This window comes from Bartonella sp. AA86SXKL (genome assembly GCF_042196885.1).
This window is the reverse complement of sequence record NZ_JBHIRE010000047.1, coordinates 1-4,362: the sequence shown is the minus strand read 5'-3', so window position 1 is coordinate 4,362 and position 4,362 is coordinate 1. Positions and strand designations below refer to the sequence as shown.

Annotated in this window: 6 protein-coding genes and 1 pseudogene; 5 read left to right on the top strand and 2 right to left on the bottom strand. The window is 35.2% G+C overall.

What is annotated here, in order from left to right; genetic code table 11:
* Positions 1-273: 273 nt before the first annotated feature.
* Complete coding sequence (locus tag ACFIO5_RS09270) at positions 274-891, bottom strand: S24 family peptidase (protein WP_375637151.1); 618 nt, start codon at positions 889-891, stop codon at positions 274-276.
* A gap of 109 nt (positions 892-1,000) precedes the next feature.
* Here ACFIO5_RS09270 and ACFIO5_RS09265 point away from each other — a divergent pair, with 109 nt between their 5' ends.
* The 3 genes from ACFIO5_RS09265 to ACFIO5_RS09255 all read left to right on the top strand — a co-directional run bounded on the left by ACFIO5_RS09265 (position 1,001) and on the right by ACFIO5_RS09255 (position 2,290).
* Positions 1,001-1,252, top strand: coding sequence for a helix-turn-helix transcriptional regulator (locus ACFIO5_RS09265; RefSeq protein WP_375633200.1), 252 nt, complete (start codon positions 1,001-1,003; stop codon positions 1,250-1,252).
* A 12-nt stretch (positions 1,253-1,264) separates the two neighbouring features.
* Positions 1,265-1,717, top strand: a complete 453-nt coding sequence (locus ACFIO5_RS09260; RefSeq protein WP_375633201.1) for a hypothetical protein — start codon at positions 1,265-1,267, stop codon at positions 1,715-1,717.
* 150 nt (positions 1,718-1,867) lie between these two features.
* Positions 1,868-2,290, top strand: a complete 423-nt coding sequence (locus tag ACFIO5_RS09255; protein ID WP_375633202.1) for a hypothetical protein — start codon at positions 1,868-1,870, stop codon at positions 2,288-2,290.
* A gap of 24 nt (positions 2,291-2,314) precedes the next feature.
* On the opposite strand, the gene ACFIO5_RS09250 is transcribed toward ACFIO5_RS09255, so the two are convergent.
* Complete coding sequence (locus ACFIO5_RS09250; protein WP_375642943.1) at positions 2,315-3,190, bottom strand: hypothetical protein; 876 nt, start codon at positions 3,188-3,190, stop codon at positions 2,315-2,317.
* Positions 3,191-3,219: 29 nt separating this feature from the next.
* Here ACFIO5_RS09250 and ACFIO5_RS09245 point away from each other — a divergent pair, with 29 nt between their 5' ends.
* Together ACFIO5_RS09245 and ACFIO5_RS09240 are read left to right on the top strand one after the other, a co-directional pair.
* Positions 3,220-3,696, top strand: coding sequence for a crossover junction endodeoxyribonuclease RuvC (locus ACFIO5_RS09245; RefSeq protein WP_375633204.1), 477 nt, complete (start codon positions 3,220-3,222; stop codon positions 3,694-3,696).
* Positions 3,689-4,362: pseudogene (locus ACFIO5_RS09240) on the top strand (DUF1376 domain-containing protein); the annotation flags it as partial. The gene ACFIO5_RS09245 and the pseudogene ACFIO5_RS09240, both read left to right, overlap by 8 nt.

Here is a 4,362-nt window from a genome sequence, read left to right as displayed (position 1 = left end):
TGGCTTTCATCCAGTGGTCCCGACCGACCAATGTTTTGATCATCATCATAGACAACTAATAAAATTTCATTGGAATTAATAAGAATTGGCTTATCCATAATTTCTCCTCCCTAACACCCCTTGGCGATTGTTTGTGTTAATTTATAATATATTTATATAACTATAATTATAAATTAGCAAGCAAAAAATTATAAAAAATTATATTTTTTTGTAAAAATTATTATAACATATTGTAAAATAAGAAGAGAAAAGTGCTTTTTAATATAGCGATAATTAGCGATAAGATCGAATCATTTTACTGTAAGAATCCGTTGGCAAGATAGCAAAGATTTCCCCAATCCATACAATTTTAACATTTTTAATGGGGAGTGCATTCCAAGAAAGCAAATCTATCTCACCATTCATTCCTCTGCTAATCTTCTTTATATATCTTTTATTATCATGTGTGAGAATAACGGCTTCTTTGCCAAAGAAGGATTCTATCGTTTTGATTTGGCGCCGTCTTACAATAACCATATCTCCATCTTTATAAGCTGGAAGCATGGAGTCTCCTTTAACTTCAAAAGCAATCATATCATCAGGTAAAGCAAAAGGAATTTCTACTTGTTCAAGACCATCTTCTGGAATTTGTTCAAAGCTTGGATCTATCTGCGTTCCTGCTCCGATATAGCCCATAAGAGGAACAAAAGTTGTTAAGTGATTATCTCCTGTTAATTCTTTATATAATTCTAAAATAGCATCCCGATTAGAACCGCGCGGATCAGAATCTTTTAACCACTTAGACACTGAAGCTTGCGTTACATTTAGCCGCTTGGCCACATCTTCTTGCGTTAAGTTAAACTCAGTCAAAATCTTTTTTAGTGTGCTTATGATATTAGATTTATTACTCATACTTCTGCTTACCTTATTTTTTTATCGTTGATAAAGATAATTTTCATTGACTTTATATAACTATAATTATATGAATAAAATAAGACAAAGCTGTAATTGGAGCTTGTAAATGGATCAACGAGAAGATTTTAAAAATTTGACTAAGTCAATACGAGTCAAATTTAATTGGACACAATCAGAAATGGCTAAAACGCTTGGTGTAACTCAAGCCGCTGTTTGTAAGTGGGAAAAAAGAGGATCGATTTCCGTAATAAATTATCTCAAGCTACAAAAGTTGAAAGATGGTTCTAGCTCTATGCCTGCTTTTATTGCTGCTTCTACAGATAACAACAAACACCCACAGCATAATTCACAGGCTTAAAGAAGAAAGATCATGAGAAACGGAATATTGAAGAAGATCTACACCCAGTTTTGTAGATTAATAGGTTGTAATACGAAAATGAAGAATGGAAATAGATTGGTGGAAGAATGGAGAAAAGTACCATGTCGTGACTGTAGCGTAGAAGATCTTGTGAAACGACACGAAACTCACACAACAATTCTTAAAAAACGAGAAGAATGGCATAAGTCAAAATTTGATAGTTGGATGAGATGGCATGAAGCAACTCTTGCAGAGCGAGATAAGTCAATTGAACAACAGCAAGTAGTACTTGAAAACCTATCCTCTTTAATTAAGCAAAAAAATAAGACCCTGTATGAACAAAGATTAAAGTTGGCTTCACAAATGGAGCTAATTGATAAATTAAATAATAAAATCATTTGCTTAATTAACAAAAAAGAAGAACCAAAATTGAGAGATTTTATTTTCGCAGGAGAACTTTTTTAACTTGCGTCATTTGAGCCACAAATGAGGATTGTTAATTAACAATGAATCATTGCGAGGTTCCTTTTTCAAAAACATTTTTGCAAGACAAGCAATCACAACGCGCTCTGTCACAACAGCACCCTTCACACTCTTAAAGAAGAAAGATCAGAGATGATAGATGTCCCACATATCACTATAAGCAAGGTCCAGTTGATTGATCTTGTTAATAATATTGGAGAGGCAACCATATATTATGGTGTCCGTTCGCCTCAAGATGCATCTTTTGAAACAAGAATAGATCCCTCATCGACAGGTTATTTTGTCTATATGCTGTATAGTATCTTTGCGCGTGATGATAGAAATTATTTTCCGTTATTGCCGTACGATGATTTTAATCAATGGTTTTCATCTGCGTTTACGCAAGTTTTTACAACTTGGTTTGATAATTATTTTTCTCAAGAGTTGTTATCTTTTTATCGCTTAAATGAGCTGATCTTGTTTATGATCTTAGTCAAAGATAAGCTTGATCTCTTAAGGCTTGATCTCTTAAGGGATGAAGTTATCAAAAAAAGAAATCAAATTAATAAATCATAGCATAAAAATGTTTGCCTAAGTGAGTTAATGCAATTTTTTAAAGTCTATGAGGTCGGTTTGTGTCGTTACAGTCATTGTTGTTTCTGGTTTCAATGGGGATGTATGAGTAATGATTAAAGTAACTTGGGCTTTTATATCTTCTTCACGCGCTGCTACAAAAATAAGGATTCCTGTGTACTTATCTTCTGAGGGAGCTATAGAAATATTAACATCGATTTCTTGTCCCGTTCGAAAATCCTTTGCTTTCTCACAGTATCCGGATGATATTGGGTGTGACGTTGGTCTGGCATCAGGATTAACATATGGTGATTGCATTTGCCACAATCTTGTTTCTGGTTTGTATCTAATGCCATATCCAAGAATAAAGCGAGGACCATCTTTTAGCTTTATATTTAAAACGTGGATGACAGTTTGTGCATTGTTTTTTATCTTTAAACAAAGAAGCGTCCACTTGCCTTTTGTTGGCAAATGGGGTCCAGTTGTATATATGGAAGGTGGCGTTCCTAAATCCTCTACTCTTTTGTTATCTAACAAAATTTTAATATGTTCTTCTGACCATTTGGCAAGATCTTTTGTCGATATCGCTTGCTCTTTAAGGGCTATCGTTTGTTCCTGGCTTTCTGCAAATTGCTTGCTTATCCATTCTTTATCTTCTTCTCGTTTTTTTGCAGCTTTTTCTAAATCATCTTTGCGGATTTTGGCTGCTTCTTTACGGTCTTTATTTCTTAAAATAACCGCTACTGAAAGAGATCCGATAAATGACAAAAAACCTGTAAGAAATATCTTTATCCATTCTTGCATCTTTCCCCTCCCCACTTTTTTAGAATCATTGGGAGGGTACTTTTTCAAAAATATTTTTTCAAGACAAGCAATCACAACGCGCTCTGTCATAGCACACATATAAATACGTAGAGCCTTAAGGGGAGATTATGATCACTAATGCACAAACCATTCTCTGTCTTGATCTAGGCACTAAGACTGGCTGGGCGCTTCGTGATGCAGATGGTTTTATCACAAGTGATACAGAATATTTTCAATCACGCCGTTTTGAAGGCGGTGGGATGCGTTACTTGCGCTTTAAGAAATGGCTTTCTGAACTAAAGAGATCTGTTGATGAAATTGATGCGGTGTATTTTGAAGAGGTACGTCGGCATGTGGGTACAGACTCTTCTCATGTTTATGGGGGCTTTCTGGCAACTCTAACAGCTTGGTGTGAACATCATCAGATACCGTATGAAGGCATTCCCGTTGGTACGATTAAGAAAGCAATGACAGGCAAAGGAAATGCCTCAAAAGCAGAATTGATTAAGGCAATGCGTGCAAAAGGTCACGCGCCTTGTGACGACAACGAAGCAGATGCTTTGGCAATTTTATATTTAATGAAAGAAGGGGATGCGCATGTCTAATGGTATGCCGTGGATAAGATTTCATTTGTATGACTGGATAAGTGGTACAGATGGGATGACGTTGGAACAACGGGGCGTTTATATAACCCTTCTCGTTTACATGTATGAAAAAAAAGAACCACTTAAAACAGATTTTCAAACGCTTGCACGCGTTTGTCATTGTTCACGAAAAAAATTCGCAACTATCGTCGAATATTTAATGAGGAATGATAAAGTTATTGAGACAGATAATGGATTGTGGAATACGCGCGTTGAAGAAGAGCTAAAAGATTTTTCTGATAAAAAAGAGCACATATCGCAAGTTCGTAGTGAGGCTGGTAAAAAAGGTGCAAAAGCAAAAAATAATATAAAACAACATATTAATAATTTTGCTGAAGCAAAAGATAAGCAAAACGTTTTTTTTGCTGAAGCAAACGACAAGCAAAATCTAGCTATAAAGAACCAGAATAAGAATAATATATATAAAAAAAAATAAAACTATCGTTTTATCAAAAAAAGAAATTGATTTTGAAGATTTAGAAATCACCGATTTGGTTCACGAGCCAATCGAGGTTGATGCTGTTGAGAGCCAATCAGAGCAAAACGCGATATCATCAGAAAACCAACCTCTCATTCACGAGCAAGAAAACGTTCCGGAAAAAGCCAAGCGGTCAAAAGCTAATCGGG